Annotated in this window: 36 protein-coding genes, 1 tRNA gene and 1 pseudogene; 33 read left to right on the top strand and 5 right to left on the bottom strand. The window is 36.8% G+C overall.

Annotated elements, in window-relative coordinates:
* Nucleotides 1–125: 125 nt before the first annotated feature.
* The 9 genes from add (at nt 126) to G5B60_RS06890 (ending at nt 5094) form a co-directional block, all read left to right on the top strand.
* Nucleotides 126–1148, top strand: coding sequence for an adenosine deaminase (gene add / locus G5B60_RS06930; protein ID WP_164683359.1), 1023 nt, complete (start codon nt 126–128; stop codon nt 1146–1148).
* 55 nt (nt 1149–1203) lie between these two features.
* Nucleotides 1204–1647 (top strand): flavodoxin, encoded by a 444-nt coding sequence (locus G5B60_RS06925; RefSeq protein WP_164683358.1) that lies wholly within the window; start codon nt 1204–1206, stop codon nt 1645–1647.
* Between the two features lie 60 nt (nt 1648–1707).
* Nucleotides 1708–2427: a VTT domain-containing protein gene (locus G5B60_RS06920; RefSeq protein ID WP_164683357.1), complete on the top strand. Its 720-nt coding sequence runs from the start codon at nt 1708–1710 to the stop codon at nt 2425–2427.
* Nucleotides 2396–2665, top strand: a complete 270-nt coding sequence (locus G5B60_RS06915; protein ID WP_164683356.1) for a chorismate mutase — start codon at nt 2396–2398, stop codon at nt 2663–2665. The genes G5B60_RS06920 and G5B60_RS06915 overlap by 32 nt, the downstream gene beginning before the upstream one ends.
* Nucleotides 2658–3047: a fluoride efflux transporter CrcB gene (gene crcB, locus G5B60_RS06910; protein WP_164683355.1), complete on the top strand. Its 390-nt coding sequence runs from the start codon at nt 2658–2660 to the stop codon at nt 3045–3047. Before G5B60_RS06915 ends, crcB (G5B60_RS06910) begins: the two co-directional genes overlap by 8 nt.
* Entirely contained in the window at nt 3047–3388 is a 342-nt protein-coding gene (gene crcB, locus G5B60_RS06905; protein ID WP_206225107.1) for a fluoride efflux transporter CrcB, read from the top strand. Before crcB (G5B60_RS06910) ends, crcB (G5B60_RS06905) begins: the two co-directional genes overlap by 1 nt.
* 102 nt (nt 3389–3490) lie before the next feature.
* Entirely contained in the window at nt 3491–3838 is a 348-nt protein-coding gene (gene rplS, locus G5B60_RS06900) for a 50S ribosomal protein L19 (RefSeq protein WP_115269035.1), read from the top strand.
* A gap of 46 nt (nt 3839–3884) precedes the next feature.
* A tRNA-Arg gene (locus G5B60_RS06895) sits at nt 3885–3956 on the top strand.
* A gap of 271 nt (nt 3957–4227) precedes the next feature.
* A complete protein-coding gene (locus G5B60_RS06890; protein ID WP_164683354.1) occupies nt 4228–5094 on the top strand; it encodes a hypothetical protein in 867 nt (288 codons plus the stop codon).
* Nucleotides 5095–5159: 65 nt separating this feature from the next.
* Here G5B60_RS06890 and G5B60_RS06885 read toward each other — a convergent pair whose 3' ends face one another.
* Nucleotides 5160–5555, bottom strand: coding sequence for an ImmA/IrrE family metallo-endopeptidase (locus G5B60_RS06885; protein ID WP_241154557.1), 396 nt, complete (start codon nt 5553–5555; stop codon nt 5160–5162).
* A complete protein-coding gene (locus G5B60_RS06880; RefSeq protein WP_164683352.1) occupies nt 5530–5898 on the bottom strand; it encodes a helix-turn-helix domain-containing protein in 369 nt (122 codons plus the stop codon). Before G5B60_RS06880 ends, G5B60_RS06885 begins: the two co-directional genes overlap by 26 nt.
* A 154-nt stretch (nt 5899–6052) precedes the next feature.
* Between G5B60_RS06880 and G5B60_RS06875 the strand changes: the two genes are divergently transcribed.
* Nucleotides 6053–6256 carry a hypothetical protein gene (locus G5B60_RS06875; protein WP_164683351.1) on the top strand — a complete coding sequence of 68 codons (204 nt, stop codon included), beginning with the start codon at nt 6053–6055 and terminating at the stop codon, nt 6254–6256.
* Here G5B60_RS06875 and G5B60_RS06870 read toward each other — a convergent pair.
* Together G5B60_RS06870 and G5B60_RS06865 are read right to left on the bottom strand one after the other, a co-directional pair.
* The gene (locus G5B60_RS06870; protein WP_164683350.1) at nt 6237–6419 is read right to left on the bottom strand and encodes a hypothetical protein; all 183 of its coding nucleotides are present in this window, start codon (nt 6417–6419) and stop codon (nt 6237–6239) included. The two genes, G5B60_RS06875 and G5B60_RS06870, sit on opposite strands and share 20 nt — an antisense overlap.
* Nucleotides 6420–7269: 850 nt before the next feature.
* Nucleotides 7270–8085, bottom strand: a complete 816-nt coding sequence (locus tag G5B60_RS06865) for a DUF3825 domain-containing protein (protein ID WP_164683349.1) — start codon at nt 8083–8085, stop codon at nt 7270–7272.
* A 294-nt stretch (nt 8086–8379) separates the two neighbouring features.
* On the opposite strand from G5B60_RS06865, the gene G5B60_RS06860 reads away from it, so the two are divergent.
* The 18 genes and pseudogenes from G5B60_RS06860 to G5B60_RS06775 all read left to right on the top strand — a co-directional run bounded on the left by G5B60_RS06860 (nt 8380) and on the right by G5B60_RS06775 (nt 20565).
* Complete coding sequence (locus G5B60_RS06860) at nt 8380–8946, top strand: hypothetical protein (RefSeq protein WP_346773328.1); 567 nt, start codon at nt 8380–8382, stop codon at nt 8944–8946.
* 138 nt (nt 8947–9084) lie between these two features.
* Nucleotides 9085–9336, top strand: a complete 252-nt coding sequence (locus G5B60_RS06855) for a hypothetical protein (protein WP_164683347.1) — start codon at nt 9085–9087, stop codon at nt 9334–9336.
* Nucleotides 9337–9582: 246 nt separating this feature from the next.
* Complete coding sequence (locus G5B60_RS06850; RefSeq protein WP_164684221.1) at nt 9583–9930, top strand: nucleotidyltransferase family protein; 348 nt, start codon at nt 9583–9585, stop codon at nt 9928–9930.
* Nucleotides 9890–10273, top strand: a complete 384-nt coding sequence (locus G5B60_RS06845; protein ID WP_115271334.1) for a HepT-like ribonuclease domain-containing protein — start codon at nt 9890–9892, stop codon at nt 10271–10273. Before G5B60_RS06850 ends, G5B60_RS06845 begins: the two co-directional genes overlap by 41 nt.
* Nucleotides 10274–10350: 77 nt before the next feature.
* Nucleotides 10351–10773 (top strand): helix-turn-helix domain-containing protein, encoded by a 423-nt coding sequence (locus G5B60_RS06840; protein WP_164683346.1) that lies wholly within the window; start codon nt 10351–10353, stop codon nt 10771–10773.
* 24 nt (nt 10774–10797) lie between these two features.
* Nucleotides 10798–11121: a hypothetical protein gene (locus G5B60_RS06835; RefSeq protein ID WP_164683345.1), complete on the top strand. Its 324-nt coding sequence runs from the start codon at nt 10798–10800 to the stop codon at nt 11119–11121.
* A gap of 232 nt (nt 11122–11353) precedes the next feature.
* The gene (locus G5B60_RS06830; protein ID WP_164683344.1) at nt 11354–11794 is read left to right on the top strand and encodes a thioredoxin; all 441 of its coding nucleotides are present in this window, start codon (nt 11354–11356) and stop codon (nt 11792–11794) included.
* Nucleotides 11787–12098: a hypothetical protein gene (locus tag G5B60_RS06825; protein WP_164683343.1), complete on the top strand. Its 312-nt coding sequence runs from the start codon at nt 11787–11789 to the stop codon at nt 12096–12098. The genes G5B60_RS06830 and G5B60_RS06825 overlap by 8 nt, the downstream gene beginning before the upstream one ends.
* 234 nt (nt 12099–12332) lie before the next feature.
* Nucleotides 12333–14555, top strand: coding sequence for an LPXTG cell wall anchor domain-containing protein (locus G5B60_RS06820; RefSeq protein ID WP_164683342.1), 2223 nt, complete (start codon nt 12333–12335; stop codon nt 14553–14555).
* Between the two features lie 173 nt (nt 14556–14728).
* Entirely contained in the window at nt 14729–15034 is a 306-nt protein-coding gene (locus G5B60_RS06815; RefSeq protein WP_164683341.1) for a hypothetical protein, read from the top strand.
* Between the two features lie 15 nt (nt 15035–15049).
* Nucleotides 15050–15502: a DUF961 family protein gene (locus tag G5B60_RS06810; protein ID WP_164683340.1), complete on the top strand. Its 453-nt coding sequence runs from the start codon at nt 15050–15052 to the stop codon at nt 15500–15502.
* 3 nt (nt 15503–15505) lie between these two features.
* A complete protein-coding gene (locus G5B60_RS06805) occupies nt 15506–17158 on the top strand; it encodes an FtsK/SpoIIIE domain-containing protein (protein WP_164683339.1) in 1653 nt (550 codons plus the stop codon).
* A 250-nt stretch (nt 17159–17408) separates the two neighbouring features.
* Nucleotides 17409–18671 (top strand): replication initiation factor domain-containing protein, encoded by a 1263-nt coding sequence (locus G5B60_RS06800; protein ID WP_164683338.1) that lies wholly within the window; start codon nt 17409–17411, stop codon nt 18669–18671.
* Nucleotides 18649–19011, top strand: a complete 363-nt coding sequence (locus G5B60_RS06795; RefSeq protein ID WP_164683337.1) for a hypothetical protein — start codon at nt 18649–18651, stop codon at nt 19009–19011. Before G5B60_RS06800 ends, G5B60_RS06795 begins: the two co-directional genes overlap by 23 nt.
* Nucleotides 19008–19349, top strand: a complete 342-nt coding sequence (locus tag G5B60_RS06790; RefSeq protein ID WP_164683336.1) for a hypothetical protein — start codon at nt 19008–19010, stop codon at nt 19347–19349. The genes G5B60_RS06795 and G5B60_RS06790 overlap by 4 nt, the downstream gene beginning before the upstream one ends.
* 155 nt (nt 19350–19504) lie before the next feature.
* Complete coding sequence (locus tag G5B60_RS06785; protein WP_164683335.1) at nt 19505–19777, top strand: hypothetical protein; 273 nt, start codon at nt 19505–19507, stop codon at nt 19775–19777.
* Nucleotides 19778–19836: 59 nt separating this feature from the next.
* Nucleotides 19837–20315 (top strand): annotated as a pseudogene (locus tag G5B60_RS06780) (antirestriction protein ArdA).
* A 10-nt stretch (nt 20316–20325) separates the two neighbouring features.
* Nucleotides 20326–20565: a hypothetical protein gene (locus tag G5B60_RS06775; protein WP_164683334.1), complete on the top strand. Its 240-nt coding sequence runs from the start codon at nt 20326–20328 to the stop codon at nt 20563–20565.
* 458 nt (nt 20566–21023) lie between these two features.
* Here the strand turns inward: G5B60_RS06775 and G5B60_RS06770 are convergent, their stop codons facing one another.
* The gene (locus G5B60_RS06770) at nt 21024–21689 is read right to left on the bottom strand and encodes a hypothetical protein (RefSeq protein WP_164683333.1); all 666 of its coding nucleotides are present in this window, start codon (nt 21687–21689) and stop codon (nt 21024–21026) included.
* A 61-nt stretch (nt 21690–21750) separates the two neighbouring features.
* On the opposite strand from G5B60_RS06770, the gene G5B60_RS06765 reads away from it, so the two are divergent.
* The 5 genes from G5B60_RS06765 (at nt 21751) to G5B60_RS06745 (ending at nt 23995) form a co-directional block, all read left to right on the top strand.
* On the top strand, nt 21751–22218 hold the full coding sequence (locus tag G5B60_RS06765) for a hypothetical protein (protein WP_164683332.1): 468 nt from the start codon (nt 21751–21753) through the stop codon (nt 22216–22218).
* Between the two features lie 57 nt (nt 22219–22275).
* On the top strand, nt 22276–22542 hold the full coding sequence (locus tag G5B60_RS06760) for a type II toxin-antitoxin system Phd/YefM family antitoxin (protein ID WP_164683331.1): 267 nt from the start codon (nt 22276–22278) through the stop codon (nt 22540–22542).
* The gene (locus tag G5B60_RS06755) at nt 22535–22789 is read left to right on the top strand and encodes a Txe/YoeB family addiction module toxin (RefSeq protein WP_164683330.1); all 255 of its coding nucleotides are present in this window, start codon (nt 22535–22537) and stop codon (nt 22787–22789) included. The genes G5B60_RS06760 and G5B60_RS06755 overlap by 8 nt, the downstream gene beginning before the upstream one ends.
* A gap of 112 nt (nt 22790–22901) precedes the next feature.
* The gene (locus G5B60_RS06750; protein WP_164683329.1) at nt 22902–23774 is read left to right on the top strand and encodes a conjugal transfer protein; all 873 of its coding nucleotides are present in this window, start codon (nt 22902–22904) and stop codon (nt 23772–23774) included.
* A gap of 2 nt (nt 23775–23776) precedes the next feature.
* A complete protein-coding gene (locus G5B60_RS06745; RefSeq protein ID WP_115271326.1) occupies nt 23777–23995 on the top strand; it encodes a TcpD family membrane protein in 219 nt (72 codons plus the stop codon).

Genomic DNA, 23995 nt, shown 5'->3' with positions numbered 1-23995 from the left:
TTCATTATACCACAAATAGAGCGGGATATTATGAGAGAAGTCCTCATTTGAGCAGTTTTCCCCTTGAAATAATCCTTATTTTTGTTAGAATAGAAACAATATACTATTGAGACGGAGGATATAGTGTGAGTGCGATTGATTTTCACGCTTTAGCAAAAGCAGAACTACATTGTCATTTAGATGGCTCTTTGTCCATTCCTGTGATTCGTAAGTTGGCTAAAATGGCGAATGTGACGCTTCCAGAGAGTGACGCTGATTTAAAAGAGTGTATCACCGCTCCTAAGGATGCGACTAGTCTAGTGGATTATCTCAAAATCTTTGACTTTGTCCGTCCGCTCTTGCAGACAAAGGAAGCGCTGCGCCTAGCTGCCTATGACGTGGCGAGACAAGCTGCTAGTGAAAATGTCCTCTATATCGAGGTACGATTTGCCCCAGAGCTCTCAATGGATGAGGGGCTCACTGCCAAGGAAACCATAGAAGGCGTGGTCGCGGGTCTCAAGGACGCCCAAGAGGAGTTTGGTATCGTTGCTAAGTGTCTAGCTTGTGGCATGCGTCAGTCTAGCGTGACACTTACCGAAGCGCTTTTTGAGGAAATAGCAGAGCTGGCTGCTGATGGTTTTGTGGGCTTTGACTTTGCTGGAGATGAGCACGGTTTTCCTCCAGAAAAGATTAAAGAACTCATCGCCTACACGCAATCGCTAGGTTATCCTATGACCTTTCACGCTGGTGAGTGTGGCTGTCCAAACCACATCACAGACAGCATTGCACTAGGTATCAAACGCATGGGACATGTGACAGCTATTTGCCAAGAGCCAGAGATTTTAGAAGAGTTTGTCAAGGCTGGAGTGACTGCAGAGCTGTGTCTAACCAGCAATCTCCAAACCAAAGCCGCACAGACAATAGCTGATTTTCCTTATCTAGACTTGGTCAAAGCTGGCGCTAAACTCAGTATCAATACCGACAACCGCACCGTGTCTGATACCACCTTAGCAAAGGAATACCAGCTCTTTCACGATTATTTTGGGGTTGATGTGGCTCATTTTCTAGAGTATAATCAAATGGCGCTTGACGCTGCCTTTATCAATCAAGACCAAAAAGAAGCGTTGAAAGCGAAACTTTTAGAAAATTATCAGCCTTTCTTAAAATAAACTGTCAAATCAACTGAAATTATGCTAAAATAGAGCTAATAATAGGGAGGAACTTATGGCTTTAGCAAAAATTATTTACGCCAGCATGACTGGTAATACAGAAGAAATCGCAGATATCGTCGGACAGAAACTAGAAGAACTCGGACACGACGTTGAGGTTGATGAGTGTACAACCGTTGACGCTAGTGACTTTGAGGACGCAGACCTTGCCATTGTAGCCACTTACACCTATGGCGATGGTGACCTGCCAGACGAGATTGTCGACCTTTACGAAGATTTAGCAGACCTTGACTTATCAGGGAAAATCTACGGTGTGGTCGGCTCTGGAGATACCTTCTACGATTATTTCTGTAAGGCTGTTGATGACTTTGAAGAACAATTTGCACAAACAGGTGCTGAAAAAGGCGCTGAGAGTGTTAAAGTCGACCTAGCAGCTGAAGATGAGGACATTGAGAAATTAGAAGCTTTTGCAGAGACCTTATCTGCTAAGCTAGGATAGAGGGAGCTAGCTATGAGTTGTCAGCTTTAGGGCAAAAAACTCATAGTTTTTTATACGCTTATGACAAAAAAACGTTTCCAACTCCCCTACAAATGGATTGAGCGGCTGCTGATTATTTTTGGGCTCCTCTTGGTGGTGAGCTATGCTAGCGTTTATCTCATTCATAACTGGGATAAATTGCTAAATCTGAGCGAGACGTCAAAGAGTATCACGGATTTTTTACAGCGTTTTCGCTCACCAACATGGACTAATTTTGCCATTCTCACTCTGCTAACAGCAGTGACTGCAGCCATTCCCTTTATGTCCAATGCTGCCTTTGCGATTTTTAATGGGATGACTTTTGGTCCTTTTATTGGCTTTGCTATGACCCTAACGGCTAATCTTCTTGGTAACTTTGGCTTAATCCAAATCTTAAAGGTCTTGCCCCTCTCTAGGCAGGATTCAAAGGTCAATGAACACCTCAAAACCTTAGACAAACTCCCAGACCCCAAGTTGGCTATTGCGCTTGGCTATATGTTTCCCATCGTTCCTACCATTTTAGTCAACTATCGTATCGTCGAGATGAAGTTGAGCTTTAGAGAGTGGCTGCTGTTGGCTAGTGTCGGCTTAGCGCCTCTAAGTCTTCTCTACACGCTAGGCGGAACGGCTATTTTACGAGGTAATACCAAACTGCTGGTTGCTATTATCGTGATTGGCGGACTTGCCTTTATTGGGTTTAAAATCTTCCAGAAGAAAGGACACCACAAACATGAATCTCACAGACACACGAAAAGCCATTGATGTGCTTGATAATGACTTAGTCGCTCTGCTAGAGAAGCGCATGCAGCTTGTTTCTGAAGTTGTCGCTTACAAAAAAGCAACAGGCAAGGCAGTTTTTGATAAAGAACGTGAAGAAGCTATCCTTGAAAAGGTTGCTGCACGTGTTACAAACAAGGACTTTGAAGAAACGGTCGTTGCGACTTTTTCGGACATCATGAAACAATCACGCCTCTATCAGGAAAAACAATTACATGACTAGATTAAAAGAAAGTAGTGCTGTCTTTGTCGGTGCTACTCTTGGTGGTTTGGCACGTTATTTACTAGGGCTTTACCTGCCGACCTTAGCTGGTTTGTCGTTAGGTACGCTCTTTGTAAATTATCTAGGAACCTTTCTCTTGGTCTTTTTTGTCAAGGGATATCTAAGTCAAAAAGGGTTATCATCATCTTTGCAGCTAGCACTAGGCACTGGCTTTTGTGGCAGTTTCACTACCTTTTCAAGCGCCATGCTGGATTTATTCAAGCTGCTAAGAGCAGGGAATTATCTTGCTTTTGGCTCTTATAGTTTTTTGATAATCGTTGGTGGCTTGTTGGTTGCTTACTTGTCTTATTGCTTGCTTACGAGCGTGGAGGGTAGACCGTGATTGTTATTTATATGATGTTTTGCTGTGCTATCGGTGCACTTTTACGCTTTTTTCTATCAAGGCTCAACAGGCAGCAAGTCTATCTAGGTACTTTTTTAGCAAATATGCTAGGCTGTTTTTGTCTTGGTCTCGTTTACCGTTGTGTACCAGACAGTCCGGCTTACACCATTCTTGCAACAGGTTTTTGCGGTGGCTTGACCACCTACTCTACCTTTCAAGCTGAACTGTTAGCGCTGTTTAAAAGCCCTAAAAATCTAGTGATTTATCTGGCGACGACCTATGTTTTTGGCTTTTTAGCGATTTGTATCGGTTATTTTCTTCCATTTGCTTTACAGAAATAACTGGGTATGATATACTACTAAGAGTGTGTAATGGACACACAAAAAACGGCTAATCCGCTGGGACAAGAACTTTATGATTAGCAAGAGAAGGAGAAAAAAATAATGAATCCATTGATCCAAAGTTTGACAGAAGGTCAACTTCGTACTGACATCCCATCATTCCGCCCTGGTGACACTGTGCGTGTACACGCAAAAGTTGTCGAAGGAACACGTGAACGTATCCAAATTTTTGAAGGTGTTGTTATCTCTCGTAAAGGTCAAGGCATCTCAGAAATGTACACTGTTCGTAAAATTTCAAGCGGTATCGGTGTAGAACGTACTTTCCCAGTACACACACCACGTGTTGACAAAATCGAAGTGGTTCGTTACGGTAAAGTACGCCGTGCTAAACTTTACTACTTGCGTGCATTGCAAGGTAAAGCAGCTCGTATCAAAGAAATCCGTAAATAATCTGATACTCTTGTATCAAATCTGCCTTTTGGCAGATTTTTTACTAGACCCCTTAGTTCAATGGATATAACAACTCCCTCCTAAGGAGTAGTTGCTGGTTCGATTCCGGCAGGGGTCATTATTAGGTGAATATAAGTTAATTTAAAATAGCAGAATGCGATTAAATCAAGGTTTGTATTTTTTGTAAAGGTATAGTTCAGAGAATTTTTTGTGCCAAATTTGTGCCAATTAACGATAAAATAAAGGATATTAGTTAGCACTAATGTCTTTTATTTTGTTGTTAAGGTTGCTAAGTTGTGTTGTTTCCTGCTGATAGCTCTTGACGAAAAAGAGAATAATTTGGTAGAATTAAGATAAATTTAAGTTTATTTAGAATAATGGAGTATTTTATGAAGAAAAAATTCTTTGGTGTTGTGTTGACTGTCTTGGCGTTATTTGCATTGACTGCTTGTACAAGTCTTAGCGGTAAGTATTATAAGATAAATGAGAGTTCTTCGGGAGCTTATGAGGGATTTGATGATGATACTTATTTTAACTTTACAGATAAGAGTTTTACAGCTATCTCAGATGGTAATGAAGAAGGAACTGGAGTTATAGATAACGACAAATCTACATTGACCTCAGGTCAGTTTGTTTTAACTTATACTTTGAAAGATGATGTGCTGATTGTCACTGATGGCAAAGACACAGCTAAGTATGTACAGAAAGACTCTGACTTGTACCATTCTTTATCTAAAAAGAATATAGCTAAGAAAAATGCAGAATGGGATTTAAAGAGTGCAGAAGAAAACTATGAAAAAGCATTTGAGAAAGCACAAAAAAGAGTAGTGTTAGATTTTAAGAAGAAATATTTAGGAACTTACAAAAATAGTAATGTCGAAGTTGTATTTAATGCAGAAGAGTTTTCTTATAAGAGTTTGTTAAATGATTCAAGTTCTTCAGATACAAAAACTGAGAAATATAAAATAAATATTGTATCAACACTACATGATAGTGATGACTTTACAGCTAATGATTGGAGAACAGCAAAAGAACAGCTTGATAAGATTGAAACATGGTCTGATTATATTAAGTATAATAGTAAAGGCGAAATCTTAATCTCGTATGGTGGTGATGATTTAGATAACTATGAGATTTATTTTACTTTTGACAAAGATAATAAGACACTTACTAGATTAAATAATCGTTATGGTGGTGGTCCGCTTGCTATAGATATGGGATTTGATAGTGATGATGATAAATTAGTCAAAGAGTAAATTGAAAGTACATAAAAAGGAAGATTAGAACACTTAATCTTCCTTTTTTGTTTATCATTCTGCTGTCATTTTAATTTTTTAAATTCTTCATCAACATAGCCTTCAAACCTTGAGTCGATATTAAAGTGTTTTAAGAACTGATGTGTGTTCCAGTATTCTTTTGGCGTGGATGAGGTATAATGTTTGATATCATAACTTATACGTCCTTTTTCAGCCTCTGCTTCGAGTTTATAGTAATAATTGGCAGATGCAAGAGCATTAAAACGGTGCTCTTTTTTAAAATGTTCAAATTCGTGTAACAGGACGTTTATTGTTGTGAGTTCATCCATACTTTTGTCTAAGAAGATAACTTTTAGGTTATCTTCGTCAAGGTGTCTCCCTTTACTTTTGGGAAGGTCGGTGTAGAGGATAGTAATCCCTAACTTTTTAATTTCTTCACTTAATTCCTTTAGCTTTCTCATCAACTTGATTAAGGCTCTCCAGATAAATTTTTAGTACTTCTTTCATATTTTCACGTTCTTCATCAGTAGGAGGTTTGCCGTTAAAGCCAAGTGAGCGACTAATTGCGTCATCAAGTTTTTTATCGTCGATAATATTAGCATTTCTTACATCGGTATTGCCTAGAAGGTAATCGGTAGAAACATTAAAAAAAATAGCAAATTTTTCAAGAGTTGCAGCTCTTGGTTTTGTTCTTCCGTTTTCCCATTGAGCATAGGTCTGTTGCTTTATATTAAGTTTGGAAGCTAATTCTTTTTGTGTTAATCCTGCTTCTGCTCTTAATAATTTTAAACGTTCTGGAAACATACTATCTCCTTTCAAAAAATATTTTTGTTTTTTTTACAAAATAGGGTTGACAGTACAGTTATTTAACTGTATAATATATTTAACAGTTAAATAACTGTTAAAAGTACCTTGAATATTATATCAAAGATTGCGAGAAGTAAAGTAGGGGGAGGATATGGAAGATAAAAACATAGAATTGATTTTATTGAAGTTTCTAATTACAAAATATGAGATGGCAGAAAATATTAAATACAGTCTACCTCAAACAGATTCTCCTCTTATAGAAGAGCTATATAGTGAGGTAGAAATAATCTTTCAAAACCATAGAGAAGAATTGATGACTCTTATTGATAAAGTAATTAGTCGTCTAAATGAGTGATGGATAATAAACCATTCTTGATATTAACTTCTAATTCTTCGGTTAGATTTGCTAATCTGCCAGAGTAACCATATTCGTGAGCTAGGTATTCTCCATGATTAGAGATTTGAGTTTGTACAATATCCATAATGTTATGGAATTGTTCTAGAGTTAGTTGTTTCATAAAATTTTCCTTTCAGTAGTTATAGCGAAGAGATTGACTCTCAATCTTTTCTCCATACCTATTGAAAAACTAAAGAGAACTGTCATAAAAAGTTTTATATGTAAAATTAAGTAACAAAAAATGACATCTCTTGAACTGTTTTAAAAGGTAGTAGAACTTTGACAATTAAATAAAAAATGCGTCAGACAACCTGCTTCTAGGCAGTCCATCCAACGCTATAATAAAAACTTCGAACACTTTTATTGTAGCATAAAGACAGGAAAAAGTAAACGTTTATCAAAGAGCGTTTACTGTCTAAAAAGGTTAGCTGACTGTTGTGAGAGATTCATAACAGAATGCATTAGGTTGGTGTTCCAGTACCTGATTGAGATGAGTCTTATTTAATAGGTAAGGCATACAAAACATGGAAAACTGCTGTCCCTGGAGGGGATACGATGGGGTGACCGTTGGCGGTGTGTGAACCTTACTTAGTAAGGTTTGCTAAGAGGGTAAGGTAAAGGGGAGCACTTATTGAGTTAAGTGTAAACTAGGACTTATCCGTTACGAGTAGCTGTGTCGTGATGACATTGTGAAAGTGAGCATGCGAAGATACGAGCGTGCATCGGTGGTTGTTTTTCAGTTGCCGTAAAAAATGTTAGTGCTTTATACTGAAATGATTATTTTAGTATGAAAAGTTACTAGACAATTATCTGTTTGGAGGAGTAAAAAAACATTATAATAAATATTGACAATATTATTTTATAGTGTTATCCTATACCTAAGGATTGAATAATTTAATGGATTGTTTGTTCAGTGGGGAATTTAAATCTGAGTATTGTTTTTTATTATGTGAAAAGAGTAGGTTAAGTTCCTACTCTTTTTTATTTTTAGTTGCTGATGTTAACCAATCTACTTCTGGTTTCATAAGTAAGCGAGCATTTTTATATGCCATTTCAACTGTAAAGATGGTATTGACACGATAGCGTCCATTGATTTCTTCTATAGCTAATGACATTAGTTGACCATCTAGAGTAACAGGTAGTAGATAAGTAATCTTTCCTTTGTAATATTGTGGTACAGCGATACGATAGTTTCGCTTACACTTCGTGATAGTTAGATCTAAAGCTTGGTTTAGTAATGCATTTATGTAAGGTTTCCCTTTTTCCTGTAATTTAGAACTAAATCGATCAAAGTTATCGTTTAAGATATGATCTAGGTTTTTGATAAGTTCTTTAGTCGGGTCAAAGTAGATATCTGCAGGATTTGAAAAGAAGTTTACAACTTTTGGTGTTTTTGAGAAATGGCTCATAAAATCCCAGTCAGATACTTTTTTAAAACCAGATAAATGCCAGTGATAATCAGGGCTGCTATCATATGTGTTAAAGAGACAGATGATATCTTCACCATTTTCAGTCAGTAAACCAGTGTTAAAACAAGCAAAATCTTCATTTGGAGTAACTAATATGTAGGAGTCTCCGAGTTCAAATGCTTTTGAAAATGTATTTGTGATATAGCTATAGAGAATATTATTATCTCTGTTAGAATTTGCAGAAGTCCAGTTTTCTGGTTCAGCCAAATCTGCTAGTTCTTGAAAACGTTGATTTCTGATATTGTCAGTTCCTAAAAAAGCAAATTTCCATATGATTTCATCAGTGTCTTTTTTGATTAAGTATTTTTCTAAATTCATTGTAGCTATTCTCCTTATCAATTTCATTATATCATAATTTAGATAGTATTTTACTCTTGCAAACAGGTAATTGTCTAGTAATACGAAGTTAGTTTTATAGCAGCAAGATAGCTGAGGTTTCGTCCTTGTTTTTGTTGCTATTTTACTGGCTTTGTGGTGGAAGTAAGACTTATTTCCAGCTAGAGCTAGTAAAGATTAGTTAATGCTGTGTTATATATTTTACAGTATTGTTTTATTTTTACACTTAATATGTTAGAATGGAGAGGAAGGAAAATGATAGGAGAATATTCTACTATGGATTGGGTTACGCTGGGCGGTATAGCTATAACAGCAGGCGCAGTTATTACACTATTTGTTAGTAATATCAGAGATAATAGAGCTGTTATGCGAGAGTTTGAAATTTTATCAAAAGAAATTTCAAACGAGCGATTAATATTGTCAAATGAAAATACTGGTTTGTCAAAAGAACATGAGGATTTATCACGAGAGCATAAGTCTATAAAGTCTGACACAGGCTATATTAGAGATGAAATGCTTGCTGAAAAAATGGCACGTGAAAGTCTATATCGCAACACGTCTAATGCTGAAGAGATATTAGACAAATTAGACTTTATGCGAGAAGTAGTTATTCAAAATTCAGAGTTACATGCTGAAAACAAGCGATTAAGTAGTAAAGTTACTACACTGCAAAACGATAAGCAAGAGGTTTTGGACGAGAAAGCTGAAGAAACTCAAAAATTACTCACGACTATTAGCTCTTTTAGAAGTCAGTTAGCTGAGTTTGAAAACTACAGAGAAGCAGAAGAGATACAATCTTTGTTAAGAAAAATTGAAAATAGCTTATCAGAATACACAAATTAAATGCACATCAATTGTGCATTTTTTGTTTTAAGAAGTTTACTCATTGTAGCAGGCTTCTTAAAGCATATAGAATCAATATATGTTATAATAATCATAGAAAGAGTGATTAGAAAAATCAACAGAAAGGTGGTCTTTACATTGCAAGAGTCATTTGGAGAAACAGTTTTGGAATTGTCTAAAGAAGACATGCGTCATAATCCAAAAGAACCAGTTGTTAGAATGTATGATGACGACGAGTTAATCGGTAAGTTCTCGTTAAAAACATTAGAAGTCATTGAAAATATTGATATGGCTGATTATGATATTCGATTTGCTCAAAAAGAAATTAAGCGTAATCAATCTAATTGGCTTGAAACTTGGCGAGACTATGTAGGTATTCTAAATGCCTAGAAATGGCGAGATGAAAGATGGCTATTTAAAAGCAAAGGACTACAAAAAGGTTTCTGATTATGTTAAATAGAATGCTGAACGCTACCAAGCTATGTGGGATGAATTTCAATCTAGTGATTACTAATTTAAAGTCATGATGAAAGTCATGGCTTTTTGTTTTAAGAAGTCTACTCATTGTAGCAGGCTTCTTAAAGCATATAAAGTCAGTATATGTTATAATAACTATAGAAAGAGAGGTATGTGGTTATGGTTTATACGATAGAACAGATACAAGAAAAGATTATTCCACTAGCAGATAAGTATAACCTGCCTGTTATCTATCTTTTTGGTTCCTATGCAAGAGGTGAAGCTGATGACGATAGTGATATTGATTTAGTCATCGTTTCTAAAGGCTCTAATGCTTTAGGTTTTGCGTTTTATAAACTTTATGATGAGTTAGAAGCCGTTTTTGATGTAGGTGTTGACTTAATGACTTTGGAAGGACTGTCAACAAATACTACCTACATTGGTAAAGAAGTTTATAAGAGTTTCAAGAAGGATAAGGTATTACTATATGAGAAAAGAGCAGCTGGAACTAGATTATTCGTATCTTAGGCAGATGTTGAGCTTTGCGGAAGAAATTGAAAATACTCTTGGTAAAGTCAAGCATTATGGTATTGATATTTACGATGAGATGGTTGTTGCTTCATTAGCCATGCACATTGGGCAAATTGGTGAGCAATTAGATTCTAGAAAGTTATCAAGTGATATTCAGAGAAAGTATGCTGATTTATTACCTTGGTCTCAAATTAAAAGATTTAGAGATAAGGCTTATCACCATTATGGCGGAACCGATTCCTATGAAATTGTTCAAATTGCTATAAAAGATATTCCAGTTTTAATTGAAAATCTACAGATTATCATTAGGGATGTTGAAAAGGAGTTGGATGATTATTAGCTCAATTCAAGAACCCTAGAACAACTTTTTGTCATGATGAAAGTCATGGCTTTTTATTTTGGAAAAAGGAGAAAGATATGAGTGCTTTTGCAAGTCATTTGAGACAGCTTCGTAAGGACAGAGGAGCTAAAAAAGAAGATATAGCGACTTATTTAGGAGTAACGACAAGTTATTATAACAAGTTTGAAGCAGGTGCTAGAACACCTTCCTTGGAAGTTTTGGTCAAGCTCAAGACTTATTTTAGCTGCAGTTTGGATGAGCTTGTGGCTACTGAAGAAGAAAGTACATTAGTTGATCGTCAATTAGTTGTTTCTTATCGTGATTTGTATGATATGGGATTCAACGAGCGCTTGGCTCATGGCTTAATCAAAGAAGTTTATGACAGTTATCAAGCAGAAACTATTCCAAAAGCTAGTCTTGATAAGAAAGTGAAGTTTGTCTACAAGAAAGATGTTGTTGCTCTGTGTGATAAGCTCAAAGAGCAACTAGAGGAAAAATAACTATTTAGAAAGGTAAGTGAAAAGATGAAGCAGAAAGGAGATGTAACATGTAAAGTTATCAAAAAAGTGAGGTATGACAGTGAAAGCTTAGCTATTCCTGTCTATTTTTATGGTATAGCTATTTACAAGAAAAACAAAGAATGGTATCGTCCAATCTATCCTTTTTCTTGTGATGACAAGTCTCTTCCAGCTCTAAGGGAATTTGTAGAAGCTTATCAGGAAGAGTTACAAGATTTCTATAAAGAAGGTTACAATTATGATTTCAGTAGACATATCTGCGGTATTTCAGGTGACTCTAAAGACAAATTTAGAGAACGTTGGTTCAAGCGAGGGGTTATTATTTTTTAGGGATTAGCTATCCCTTTTGGTGAGAGTACAAAGAAAACGATAAGACAGACTTGTACTCTCTCTAAAAGAGATAGTAGATTTGCATGAGCAGATAATAGTAGAATATATTTCTCCTGATTAAAATTTTACCTATTTCTTTCTAATTTTTGATTTTTAGTAAAACATTTTTCCTTTATTATTTTTTGTTATTCTCTGCTCTTTCAAGTTAACTATCTTAGAAAAGGAGGTTATTATGATAGAAAGTAAAACATTTCTAAAGAAAACAGGGATAGTTCTTGCTGGTGCAGGAACTATTTTTTGTTTAGCCGTTACAACAAATACTCTTGTTGACACTTATCAAAAGTCACATGATTATGACATTCATTTGGCAGCTAAGCAGGCGCTAGATGTTTCAAATAAGCATTATAATCTTGTCTTTTACAAGCGTTCTTGTCCTATGTGCCGCTTTGGCAAACAGGCTGTCATAAAAGCAGGTGAAAAGAGTTCGTTGACGACTTTTTACGTTGATGTTGAGAGCGAAGAGGGACAAAAGTTGGTTGAAAAATACAGTATTAAGGAAGCGCCGAGCGTTGTTTTTGTCCGTGGAGACATGGTTGAGAAGTATTTGTATATCACTGAAAAAGATGGTAGCTATCAAGTAAACAAGGAGGTTTTAGAGAAATTTAATGATTGATATGGTTTCATTTTACAATAAAAAACTATTGCTGAAGGTTTTGAAAAAGAGTAATCCACGAACTTTTGTTACGATTTATCACAGTCCTGAAGCAAAGGAAGTTATATTAGTTAAGAGTACACGTCGTAAAGATGTGGCTTTTTCATTTAAATTAAATATGATAGCTAATGCAACTCTGGAAGACAATGTATCAGAGGGTGATTTTATCATATATGCTGGTGAGATTGTTCATCCCATGTATGATTACCTTCTAGAGTGCATTAAAGTAGCTAAACATATTCAAAAATGGGAGGTAGCACAGTGATTTTGTTATTAGGTCTTTTATTTATTGCAGCGGTGGCTTGTCGAGTCTCTGCAATGGCTGATAAAGCACTGGAAGAGATGCAGAAAGATAAAAGTGTAGAAAGGTAAAAAGATGTCAGAGAATATTAGAGCACCGTCATATAAATTATTTTATGTAATAATTAAAATAAATTCGAAGAAGATGACCGCAATGTCCTTAAACTAAAATTTTTTAAAAGAAAAAGGAGAATCTTTCATGATTCAAGACAACAAAAACATTTTTTCAATCCGCAAATTCAAAACAGGCACCCACTCAGCTTTAATTGCTAAGTACGGTATTGTTCTAGCCACTACTGCAGCTCTTATGGGAGCAGGTGCTGTCTCGGCCGATGAAGTGACAAGCACACAAGACCAAGCAACAACTGAGCAAGTTAGCCCAGCTACGCCTACAGAAAGCTCATCTCAAGCACAAACAGCTGTTACCAGTGACATCCCAACGTCAGTTCCAGCTAATACGACCCAAGAGCAAGCTGTAACAGCGGTCGATAAGGCACAAGAAACTCTTAAGGATAACGTGGCAACGGCACAAGAGACGGGGGTTGTTGTCAAAGAAGGCGAAACGCAGGAAGTTGTCATCAATGATAACAACGCAGCTGATAAAACTTCTGAAGTGCTAACTGATCTCAATAAACAAGACCAAGCTGTTAAAGAAGCGACTGCTAAACAAGCGGATAATCAAAAAGCATACGAAGAAACCACTAAAGAACGTGAACAAGTAGTCACAGAAGGGCAAGCGAGCCTAGATAAGTCAACAGCTGAAGTGGATAAACTTGTGGATCAAGCCAAGAAAGCGGGACTTCTCGTCACTGAAAGCACTAGTGATAAAACGCCAACCTATACGGAAACGAAAGGTTTAACAGGTGATGAGCTACGTCAAGCGATGGCTGACAACCTCAAGCTCTACAAGGAAGCCATTGCAGCAGGACTCGCTATCCAAGGCAAATCCGTTGAGGAATTGAAACAAGCTCTTGCTCTCTATCAAGCCAATCGAAAGGCTTATACTGAAACGAAGACCAGTCGTGATTTAGCTGTTTCGGAAGGTCAGTCCACTCTCAAAAAAGCAACGGCAGCTTTAGACGAACAACTTGCTATTGCGAAGAAATATGAGTTAGCTGTAACAACAGCCACTTCTGATAAGACACCAAGTTACAAAAATCTTAAAGGTTTGACAGGAGACGCTCTACGAGCAGCGATGGCTGAGAATCTCAAACTGTATACGGCAGCCGTCAAAGCAGCTGCAGATGCTATGAATCTATCAACGTCGGATATGAAAAAACAAATTGATGCTTATGCGGCAGCTCTTGCCGATTATCAAAAAGGTATTGGTACAAACACGGGTCTTAAATGGCAAAATGGAGTTGTTTTAGAAGCAGGTTCTGGTGCTACTAAGATGACAGGGGCTGAGAATGTGGTTAGCTTTGCGGATGGCAGTCTTAAAGCGGCAGCCATGTATGCGACACAAGGTAATAATCTAGACCAAAATACGGACGCTAACTTTGAGAACATCTTTAAAATTGATGGGACAGGTACTATCCTTGTCAAGAACACCACTAATGGGGATGTGACCTTGACCTTCTCAGAAATCAATAGTCCTTACAATACAGGAACCTATGTGGCTATCTGGGGTGATGATAATGGTGGTATTGCTTGGTCTGTCTTTGCCCTCTATAGCGGAGCTGCTCAAGGAGGTGCTGGTGAGTCTGCATCGGGTAGCGGTTCTGGTATCGGGGGACGTATCTTAAACTATGTTTACTCTTACAAAGTCAAAGTTGTCACTTCTAATGACGTCTCTGTGGTGACCTTCAATGACATTGATAACAAGCAAACCATTGATGTCTCAGGACTGGATGGTGCCGCTATTGAAAAAGGGAAAAATGTGACCGGTTCGGGTACACGCTATAGCTCAGGAGCGGGGGATAAGTCCCAAGCTTCAGCAGGAGTTCTAGACTCTAATGGTGTGGGGTGGACTTTTGACACTGCTAAGAAACAAGATTTTACGGTTGTTCACTCCGTGGATGGTAAGAATAGTTCAATTGTTGGGGGTGTTTTTGGGGTAGCCAGTGAAAAGCCAAAAGAGCCTAAGAAACCAGAGCTTACCGCAACAAAAGCGACTGTCAATGCTCCAGCAGCACCAGAGGCACCAAAACCAATTACTGTAGCTGTACAAAAAGCAACAGTAACAGCACCAGAGGCACCAGAAGCCCCTGCTCCGATTGAGGTAGAGGTTCACTATTACAAGATGACAACGACTCCAACGCCTGAAACGCCAACACCAGCGCAACCTCAACCTCAAGCACCAGTCGCTAAACAAGCTGCTCTCCCAACGACTGGGGAAGCTAATAGTGGTTTAGCAGTTCTAGGAGGTCTAATTCTATCAGGAATGGGGCTTATCGGTATTCGTAAACGTAAAGAAGATTAAGTTACAAGATGAATGTGATATAATAGTCTTGAGCAATGCTTTAACGCGCTGGGAGCCTAGACACTGTGCTAGGCTTTTAGTGTTTTTTGTTTTAAAAATAGTATAAACCTCTTTTACCTATTTTTGAGTGTTAAAATAGGCTTTTTATTTTTTCAGAAAGAGAGAAAACAATAATGGAAATTTCACGTGTTTATTTAAATCCTAAGGAAGTTTTGGGAGATAAAGTGTTTGTAAGCGGTATGGAAGATGTACCAGCTACGCAAAATACGCCAGCTTATCGTGTTTATCAACTGGATTCTAAGAAAGAGCGTTCCGCTTTTTTAGTTTGTGATACACCACGTTCTAGCGATGTTGTCTCTTCTACTGCTGAAGTGGAAACAATGGAAGGTTTTTCTATTGTGCACCGAAACATTACGCACGCAGGTAAACGTTATAATGAGCCTGTTTTTTTAGTTGATTCTTTGAAAGTTAAGAAATAATAGGGGGAAAATAAAATGTCTATTAAACTAGGTACAACAGATCCAATTACAAATTTTGATATTAAGAAAACATTAGGTGACCTTGAATTTATTGAAGTGCAGCCACAATATGATTTTGAAGAATACACAGATGAAGAAACAGGTGAAATCCGTCAACGTCCAACGGACGTGATTAGAGAATATAATATTCTTTGTTACTCATCTGTAGCCAAAGGAAATATTGTTATTACAGTTCCTGTTGACGCTAAAGGTATTGAAATTGATGAAGATAAGGCTTATCGTGAAAAGATTGTCTTTGAGGGACTATCAGCCCGTTTGTGGGGACGTCGTGAGCGTCGTAGAACCCGTGATGGGGAAAGAACAGTTTTAGTCACAGGAACAAAATTGCGTGCTACTGATTTTAAATTAGCTGCTACTAATGATAATAAACTTGAAACAAAGCCTGATAATCAACCAAAGAAAGGGTAGTCAATGAGTTTGTGGACGTATAAAGGGTGGCGAGTGCGAAAGTATTATCGCCGTATAAAACTTATCACGTTCTTACTTTTGTATTCTCCTTTTTTAGTTGCTAATGGTGTTTATCACTTTTTGAATTATGAAAATGCTATGGATAGTCCCATTTTATACGGGGCTATTTCTTTTTTGGGTTTGCTATTGCCTGCTCTTTTGTGTTTGGTTATCAATATCTACTTGTATAAATCATTTGTCTTTTTTGGACGTCTCGACAATCTTAGGGTAGTGAGTAACTTTCTCTATGAAGGTGGCTATTACTACCAAAAGAAGTCTAAAAACGGTAGAGAGAAGGTTAAATATCCCAAAGTTTATCTCAAACGGGATAAGTATGGTTTGGATATTACTTTTATTCTTCAGGGCAATAAGTTCCAAGACCGCTTTTTAAATCTAGGAGCGACACTTGAAACCATGTTCAATGGTGACTTCATGGCTAAAACGTTCATCAAGGGTTTTATTACTTATACCGTTGTCTTAGATCACATTGGAGGTCGTATTGATATTAAAGATGTTAAGGTGGATAGTAATGGCTTACGTTTGATGGATGATATTTATTGGAATTTTGATGAGCAACCGCACTTACTTGTATCAGGTGGTACTGGTGGCGGTAAGACTGTCACGCTGATGTCTATTATCAAAGGTTTAGCCGAAGTAGGAACTGTCAAGATATTAGACCCTAAAAAGTCGGATTTTGTAGGTTTAAAAGATGCCCCTGTTTTTAAAGGGCAAGTTTTCTTTGAAAAAGATGACATGGTTCGTTGTATGGAAGAGACTGTTGATGAGATGAATCGACGCTATATTTATATGACTGAACATAGAGAGTACGCTGCTGGTAAACGCTATTCTGCTTATGGTTTAAGACCTATTTTTCTGATTGCTGATGAGTGGGCTGCCTTTATGGCAGAAATCCAGAAGGATTTTAAAGCAGATTCTAAGGTTCTTGATAATCTAACACAAATTGTTTTAAAAGGGCGTCAAGCAGGTGTTTTCATGGTTCTAGCTCTACAACGTCCAGACGGTGAATATATCAAGACGTCTTTACGTGATAATTTTATGAAACGCCTATCTGTTGGACATTTGGAAGACATGGGTTATGCGATGATGTTTGGTGATGTTAATCGTAATAAAGTTTTCAAAAAGATTGATGTTATCAACGGTAAAAAAGTGCGTGGACGTGGTTATATTGCTAATGGAGGAGAAATTGCCCAGGAGTTTTACTCTCCTTATGTACCATTTGATGAAGGGTATTCTTTCTTAGATGAGTTCATGAAAATGTCTCCTTTGGGTGATGATCCGTCTATACATTCTCGTTATTCTGCAGATAATAAGGATGATGAAGTTAATAATGACGTTGATGAAATACCGTCATCTGTAGAAAATGAGCAGACTTTTACAACTAATCAGTTATCAGAGAAGGTAGATATTCCTCTTGGAACGCTTAAGAAAATCATTTCAACGATATCTGAATTAACGTCTAAAGAGTTTTCTAAGGATGACAGAGGTCGCAATGTCTTTACAGAAGATGACGTCGTTTTGTTTACTTCTTTAGCTAATCGCAAAGAGTCTTTCGATGGTTCTTGGACGGACTTGGTGAAGGAGTACTTTGCTGTTTAAACATTATTTTAGGGCGCTTTATGCCCTCTACTATGGAAAATAGGAACAAAGAACAAGGAACAAGAGCGAACGCAGTGTAGCTCGCCGTTCCGCCGTTCTGCCGTTCCGTTGATTTTCTATAGTAGAGGTGATAAAGGTTTACCCCCCTATATACTAATAGGGGGGTAACTAGGGACTAAGCAGTCCGATACCGCTCCTAGCACGAATCTAGGTAACTTAAAAAAAGACTAACAACGAAAGAGAGATGAAAATGAGTAAAAAAATACAAACAATGAGTAAGGTTGAACTAAAGCAAATTCGTAAAGAGCTTGATTTTAATCAAAGGCAGATGGCAGCTCTTTTGGAGTTGAATTTAAGTACTTATAAGAATTATGAACAAGGAGTGGTTTCAATTCCTAAAGATGTAATTGTACGATTATATAATGTCTTGTCACGACAAGCGCAACACTCGTTAGAAAGTTCGATTGACTGGTTGAAAATCCGTTTCAAGACGTTGGATTACAAGACTGTTGTCAAAGACGTTTTAAAAATGGAACTAAGTGATTTTGTAGATAGTGATAAAACATTTTATGGTTACGAAGATATGTTGACTTATGGCAATATGCGCTTATTGTTTCATCATGATCCTATGAAAGTTGAGGAAGGTGTCTTGATAGAATTTACTGGTCTAGCCTGCAGAGAGTTTGAGTCGGTGCTACTTTCTCAAAAAAGAGAATGGTGGGAGTTTTTGTCAGACGTCTTCGAGTTTGCAGAAAAACATCGTAAGCACATGGCACTGGATGATTTTCTAGCTTTTACACGTTTAGATCTCGCACTGGATGAGCTTTACGAAGAGGATGGCTCTAATCTTGATTTGCATGATTTTAGAAGTCGCATTGTTGATGAAAAAATAAAGGTAAATTTGGTTGGTAATATTAGCTTTGTTGAAGGTTTAAAACGTGTCAAAGGGCGATTTTTGAATAGTGATTTAACCATCAATATTGGTAGTCGTCAGTCAGAGGTTTTTATTAGGTTATATCAAAAAGATTTTGAACAGGCGATGATAAAAAATGTGACAGTTGATTATATTCGTGAGGTTGAAGGGCTGAAAAATCGTTATGAGATTGAGTTACATGGAAAGAAAGCCTTTCAAGTTGTTCAAGAGTTTGTTGAGGGTGCTGATTTGGCAGTTATTGGTTGTAAAATTCTTATTAAGTATTTTGAGGTTTACAACTGGGATGGTAGTTTAGATTTGCAGTGGCAAGAACTGGTTGGTCTCTATGGCGGGTATAAGTTTGTGACACGTCCGAGGCGGTATGATTATTCTAAAAGTAAAAAATGGATTTCTCGTTCCGCTGGAGGTGTTTTGCTTTTGATGAAAGTTGAGAGCATCTTAAATCAACGTGATTTGTTATCAGAAGTTTTAGAGGAAGCTGAGCTGAATCCTAAACAGGAAAAGGTTGCTAGGATGATGGCGGAACGAAAAGGTGTTGATTACGAGGAGGTTTTAGATGATGCTAAAAGACTTGGATAATTTGGAGGGAGTTTTTGTAAGAGAACTTCCTCCTTTTTTTGAAAACTATTATCTTGAATTTAGAAATTTTGATGATATAGCTGAATTAATTGACTCTTGGGGTTTTTTATATAAGGGAGAACCAAAGGTTGATAATAGACAGGTTCTAGATTATATGAAAAAACGAAAAGAGCGTAATAATGATAGGGCTAAACGCTTTTTATTACAGCAAGGGAGGATAAAGTTGAGACAAAAGGAATTACAAGAACTTAGAGTTAAAAGAATTGGTGCTATGAGTTCTAATGTTAAATGGGTTGCTGCTATTTTGTATCGGACAGGGCATTGTGAGGTGGTTATATGAGTCGTTATGTAGTTGTTAGTGATTTTGATTTGACGGGTATTGGAAAACGCTTTGATTTAGAAGAAATTCGAGACAATGTTGATCGTGAGACAGGTGAGATTGTTGGACATTATTATGATGTCAAGGCATTAGATGGACCGCTTCGTAAAAAGTTATTAACGGTTAGGGTTGATGGCTATAGTAGGGATATCACAAATGAGGATATTATCAAGTGTGAGCAGTTTATTGTCGCCTTTGATAATATCAGAGTTTCCTCAATCCAACCACGGCGTTTAGAAGGACTTAGAGTTTACTATATTGCAGATAGTATTAAGGTTTTGGAAAAAGTGGAGATGTAGGAGGGAGAAGTAGTAAAAAAATCAATTCGTTAATTTTATGATAACTTGCTTATTTAGAATCTAGAGAGGTTTAATATGGTGATTAGAAGCCCGCCGTTTTACAATACTATTCAGTGTATAGTATCAAAAGTATTATTGAAAGAGGTAGAAAAATTATGGCAAATGGACGTTCAGAAGCAGATCAAAAGGTATTACGAGTGACTCAGGAGTTATCGGGATTGCTGACAAGCTATAAGTATGATGAAGCATGGGAAAAAGCTGGAGAGTTAAACAGTCTGCTCAAGAAGCGAGATGAATTATCTCTACCAGCTTATATGCTGGATATGCTGCAACAGCATTTGAAATCCTATTACTATCAAAACAATGTTGTCTCCAAAGCTCGTAAATCTATGGCAGCTATTGGGCATAAGCTAGAAGAATTTAAATAGTAGTGAGTCACAAGCGATTAGGTTAAACCTAGTCGTTTTTTTAGTTTTGGAGGATTGATATGAAATTAAGTGCAACGATACAAGACCTAAAAGATGGACGGATAATCTCCGTTAACTTACCTATCGCACCTGAGCGTATTATTGCAAGGGCAAAACGTGATTCGTGGAGTGATAAAGACTTTGCTTTTATTGAGTCTACTTTCAATCTCATTGAGGAGCATACAAGCTTAAAAGTCGCTAATCGCTTTGCGGAGATGGTAGAAGATGTTGATGATGACTTGGTTAAAGCTGTTAGTGATGTGATAGGCTATAAAGCGAGTGATTTTGTAGATTATGACTTTAATTTTTCAGATTGCTCATTATTACAGATGTCACAACAAGGCGAGAACTTGGTGAGTATTGGGTAGACGAACTAGGTATTCAAAACATACCACGAGATCAGTTGGAAATGTACTTTGATTATGAAGCTTATGGTCGTGATATTGACATTGAAAATCAAGGTGGCTTTTCAGAATTTGGCTGGGTAGATATTCGTTAGGGAGGTAAGCATGAAAGATTTTTCTCGTATTGATAAGCGCAGTTGTCAGCGGTTAATGCTTGATAATAGACCTTTAAGAGCCTATGATTTACAAAAAGACAATTTGAGGGTTCTAGGGGTTAAGCGGGCAAAACCAGATTGGTATGAAATATTTGACTGGGACTATTACGATGTGCTCAAGAAAAATGGATATGTTCCCAGTTTAACTAATATGATTGCTCTACACAACTATCTGCTAGAGACAATGTAGTAGAGGATGATTTTATGGTAAAAGTATATTGTAATAATCAGTGGATGGATCTACCAGTTAACGGAAAGCAGGTAACGGAATCTTTTAGAAATAACATCTCAATAACACCCTATGAGGTTTTAGAGTTGACAGATTCTGAAAGAGAGTTTTATAGACGCTGCAGTAAGGTTTTTAGAAGTCGTGCTGACAAATGATGATCGTATTAAGCAGGCTTCTACTGGTGTTATCATCGAAGAATTTTATTTTGGGGGGAGAAGGGGTGAAATGTTACGAAAATACTTTTTTCAGGTTTTAGAGATATTAAATCTTTTGGCTAAGCTGGTCATATGGTTGGCATCTGTGGTTTTGAGAATGGTAATTTTTTATCAATTATCTCTTGTTTGTCTGAGCTCTATCCCTCTTGTTGCATTTTGGTGGTGTCTTGTACTAACTAGCTTGTCTGAGCTGGTTTTTCAAATTTATATTAAGTAGTCAAGAAAAAGTAGCTCTTTAATAAAGGTTATAAAAGTATAAGATTGGTATGACGGATAGTCATGTTTGTATTTACAACTTTTTAAAATTTTAAGCGTCAGTCGCTTATTATAAGTTAAAAGTTGTAGTGTAAAGTAAGGCAACAAAATAAAGCTTGTAATGAGTATAGTTATTAGAAAAAGTAATTGAAAAATAGAATCAGAATTATTTATGAGCGAGCGTATTTCTTCACTTAAATCATTTAAAGGTATAGCATCAATTATTAAATCAAATCCTTTCATGTAAAGGTTGACAGAGATGGTTACAGTTAAGGCGATGATAGTTGCCAGTATACCGCATATCCATTTAGCAAAATCACTAAATTTTTTTAAAGAACTTTCTAATTCTTGAATAAGAAGGTCTCTGTCATCAGGCAGGAATGATTTTTTAATAATAGGTGTAAGAGAATGTATCAGATAGTTAGTGCACAAATGTATTCCTCTAATGAAAAGCAAATAAACTAATAAATTACCATAATTTATAAATTGAGGAGTTATTAAGGAAAATATTAGTCCGATACATAGCAAGATTTGCATAAACTGTAATATTAGTAAAATAATTAGTGATAGTTCGTGTGTAATTTTTTTAAAAACAATAGAATAAAAATGGCTCATGAAATGTCTCCTTTATTATATTCTGAGTTTATTTTACCATTTTTTAGTGTAAGGAGTTATTATGATTGCAGATATTAGAATCCGAAGCGACGGGAACAGTCGCTCTTTATGTCAATTAGACTTGATGCGCTTCTCGGAGGAACAGGTACGAGAACGCATGCGAGTGCGAGGTATCGAAGACGATGCCTTTTTTATTTGTGGTTTTGTGGATTGGCAAGTGGATACTATCATGTCCTTAAAAGAAGCCTATGCGCTAAAATTATGCGTTATGGAGCTGTATGAAGGTGATGACTACATTGTCCGCTATTGCTTAAAGCGACGTTTGTCTGTCCCTTATATCATCAGTCATTATTATGAGTTTGTCTCTAAAAATGAAGTAGAAACCATGCAAAAACTCTTGAAGTATGTGGATAGAACCGCTATTATTGAGTTTTTCTATAAAACTAATAATTGGATGAACTTTGTCTCGCAATACGTCAATCAAGGTATTCTATTGAATACGCCTAAAGGTTTTTATATGACAACTTAATACTTGTACAATATCTTGTTAAATGATATAATGATGATAGCTAGAGGAGGACAAGTAATGGAAGTTGTAGTTTATTCAAACTTTAGAAATAATCTGAAAAGTTATATGAAAAAGGTAAATGATGAATTTGAACCTTTGGTTGTTGTCAATAAAAATCCTGATGAGGATATTGTCGTTGTTTCAAAAGATGAATGGGACAGTATTCAAGAAACATTAAGAGTAATGCGTAATGAGTACCTCTCTACTAAAATCCTAAAAGGGTTAGCTTCTTTTCAGGAAGGACAGTTAGAGGAACACGATTTATTAGAGGTGAATGATGATTAAGTTTACTGATGATGCATGGCAGGATTATGTTTCTTGGCAACGAGAAGATAAGAAAATCCTAAAACGTATCAATCGTTTAATCGAGGATATTAAACGTCATCCTTTTGAGGGGATTGGTAAACCTGAACCTTTAAAATATGATTTTACAGGTGCATGGTCAAGACGTATTACTGATGAACACCGTTTAATTTATATTGTTGAAAATGATGTTATTGGTTTCTTATCATTTAGAGACCATTATAAGTAGTAAGCAGTCACCATTGACTGCTTTTTTTAGTTTAGAAAAGAAGGAGGTAAGACTTATCGCTAAAGAAAAAAGGCGTTTTTTAAAACGCCCAAAAACAAAAGATAGGCAGGATATGAAAGTCATTAGTCAACGTAAAATGAATGCCTACTTTATTGGTGGGGCTTTGGTTTTTGTATTGCTGAGTGGAACAGCGATTACAACCAACGTCATCAAAAATTCGCACCGAGAAAGTACACAAGACTTAACCAGTTTGACCTTTGGTAAGAATAATGTGGACTATCGCTTGCAGCAGTTTTTGGATAGCTTTGTCATGGATTATTTTACCTATCCGACAGAACAAAGTGACCAAAAAGCGCAAGAAGAGTTGGTTAATAGCTATTATGACAATGTGCCTGCCGCTAAGCTAACGTCTGAAGACCGTAAGCCTAGTGAACTAGTGAGTGCTGTTTTACAGACCATTAAAGATAAGGTGGCAACCTATCAGGTTACCTATGCAACAGGGGACGACTTGGCAAATACAGTGACCATCCGTTTTTCCATTCCTTTTGGTGAAAAGAATGGAGGTTACTACGTGTCAGGTCTACCGTGGATTGAAGCGGTCAATGACTTAAAGGCGTCTGGTGCTAGTAAAAATGAGGTGCTCAGTCTCACGGCTACTGATAATCTCCCACAAAGAGAGAAAAAAGAGTTGGACGACTTTTTAACACTCTTTTTCACCAACTACACGACCAGTCAAAAGAACTTGAATTTGATTGCTAAGGATGTGCAGTCGGTTAATGGAGTGACCTTTGATGGTGTAGATTATGTTTACTACGCTAAGGACGGCTCAAAAGTGACTGCCTATGTGCAAGTCAAGTTTGACATTGCAGGCAATAAACATAGTGAGAATTTCACACTAAAATTAGGGCGTAAAAAAGACAGCTACTATGTCAATGCGCTTGAACATACAATCCCAGTGGATTATGCAGACAAGGAGGATAAATAAAGATGACATTATCAGGATTATGGGAATGGTTTTTTCAAAATATCGGGATGTGGCTGGTAATTGCCTACTCAGCCTTTGGTATTATCGAAGCAGTGAAAGACGGCTCCTTTGGTAAAGCGGTAACTAAACTAGCTATTGGAGTTGCTGCTTACTACTATGGTTCTAATCCACAACAAGTTATGGATAGCCTAAAAGGTGTTGTCGCTAAAATCTTTGGGTGA

Source organism: Streptococcus hyointestinalis (assembly GCF_011039275.1).
Taxonomy (GTDB): domain Bacteria; phylum Bacillota; class Bacilli; order Lactobacillales; family Streptococcaceae; genus Streptococcus; species Streptococcus hyointestinalis_A.
This window is presented reverse-complemented; position numbering and strand designations above follow the sequence as displayed.